Below are 1648 nucleotides of genomic sequence, written 5' to 3' on the forward strand. Positions count from 1 at the left end.
TTCTTTGGGTTAGTATAGCCTCTTAGCAGTTGTCCAATTTAATTATGCCACTACAGTTTTGGTGTATTGCAAGATAATAGTAAAGCTTTTGAATGGTATCAAAAAGCATCTGAACAAGATAATGCAGACGCTCATTACGAGCTTGGTAATTTTTATAGCGAAGGCATAGGAGTTGAAATAGATAAAGACAAAGCTAATTATTACTATAATAAAGCAGTATGTAAGGGTCATTTAGAAGCAGAACAGCGTTTGCAAAAAAGTAATAAGCCACTTGAAGAAGATAAGCACTCTAACGAAAAAGTGGTAGAGGACGCTGATAGTCATATCGAAAGCATAGACTTTGAAAATGATGGAAGTATTTCATTTAAAACGTTCTTTGACAATTACTTCCGTGATGAGTCAAAAATGTTGCCGCAAAATCCAGGCGGAGGTGTTTGGTTTTATGAAAGTATGGATTTTGACGAAAGTTCCAAATTTTATGATAAAGCAAGTGCTATCAGAGAGAAAAATGACTATATGATTGACACTACGTATGCAGACTTTATCATCGACACAAGCTTTACTAGAAATTTTGGTGTTGGTCTCTTCTTACATGTACATCAAAATAGTTATCAATTTCATTTAAAAAATGATACTAAAGACTGGGAGATATTGAACGATATCGAAGAAGCCTACTACAGCGAAAGTGATAAAGCTCTGTATATAGAGGATTATAAAATAAATCTGATAGGAGATGTCGCTCGTTTTTATGGTAAAAGGCTTGTAGAGTGTATCAATGCATATTTAAATCAAAACGAACTTGATAAAATCGATGAAGAAATAGTATCTAATTCAGAGCTTGTGACAGATGCGCTGGATAATATTGATGACAGACTCACTGAAATTAACCAAAAGCTTAATGATCTACGTGAAGATAGCGCAGCTTAGAGTACATTAATCATGAAGTTTCCTTGCAATCAATGTGGTTGGTGCTGTCAAAATCTGGATAAAAATGAAATATATGCAGCTTTAGATAGAGGTGATGGCACATGTAAATGGTTCGATATAGATAGTAAAAGTTGCACTATTTATGAGTCAAGGCCGCTTATATGCAATATTGAAGCAATGCATCAGGTTTGTTTTTCTACTATCCCTTACGATGAATATATAGCGCTGAATATAGAGGTTTGCCAATCGATTCAAGTTAAGTATCGACTGCCAATAATTCAGATATAACCAACAAAGGACTTTGCTATGCCCATCCCTCTAATCATAGGTGCAGGCGCACTAGCTGCATCAGGCTTTGGAATCACTAAAGGCGCTAAAGGCGTATCTCAATTATCTGACGCTAGCGCCACTATTGAAAGAGCGCAAAGAAGGCTTGAACCGCCCCGACTATATCGGAGAGTGGATTGCTTGAGTCAGGCAGCTTTGTCTGACTCACAAAGACTATCATAATATCGTCTCTCAAACTCAAAAGGCGACACATAACTAATCGTACTATGAATGCGAGTTTTGTTAAACCAATCGACCCATTCTAGGGTTGCTAATTCAACATCGTTCACACCTTGCCACTGCTGTTTTAAATATTCAATCACCTCTGTTTTATAAAGCCCGTTAACCGTTTCAGCCAACGCATTATCGTATGAATCACCCGTTGTACCAACAG

The 1648-nt window shown here is 36.8% G+C and carries 3 protein-coding genes and 1 pseudogene; 3 read left to right on the forward strand and 1 reads right to left on the reverse strand.

Annotated elements, in window-relative coordinates; translation table 11 throughout:
* Positions 1–57: 57 nt before the first annotated feature.
* The 3 genes and pseudogenes from EI164_RS15970 to EI164_RS15975 all read left to right on the forward strand — a co-directional run.
* Positions 58–927 (forward strand): annotated as a pseudogene (locus tag EI164_RS15970) (tetratricopeptide repeat protein); the annotation flags it as partial.
* Between the two features lie 12 nt (positions 928–939).
* Positions 940–1215: a YkgJ family cysteine cluster protein gene (locus EI164_RS17550; protein WP_413038469.1), complete on the forward strand. Its 276-nt coding sequence runs from the start codon at positions 940–942 to the stop codon at positions 1213–1215.
* 18 nt (positions 1216–1233) lie between these two features.
* A complete protein-coding gene (locus tag EI164_RS15975) occupies positions 1234–1437 on the forward strand; it encodes a hypothetical protein (protein ID WP_192520966.1) in 204 nt (67 codons plus the stop codon).
* On the opposite strand, the gene EI164_RS15980 is transcribed toward EI164_RS15975, so the two are convergent.
* Positions 1401–1648: integrase core domain-containing protein (locus tag EI164_RS15980; RefSeq protein WP_192520967.1), on the reverse strand; the 248-nt coding region annotated here is incomplete at its 5' end. The two genes, EI164_RS15975 and EI164_RS15980, sit on opposite strands and share 37 nt — an antisense overlap.

It is taken from the genome of Psychrobacter sp. FME13 (genome assembly GCF_014861395.1).
Lineage (GTDB): Bacteria > Pseudomonadota > Gammaproteobacteria > Pseudomonadales > Moraxellaceae > Psychrobacter.

Coding starts and splice junctions, on each gene's coding strand:
- EI164_RS17550 (WP_413038469.1), top strand. CDS start 940: ATGAAGTTTCCTTGCAATCAATGTGGTTGGTGCTGTCAAAATCTGGAT.
- EI164_RS15975 (WP_192520966.1), top strand. CDS start 1,234: ATGCCCATCCCTCTAATCATAGGTGCAGGCGCACTAGCTGCATCAGGC.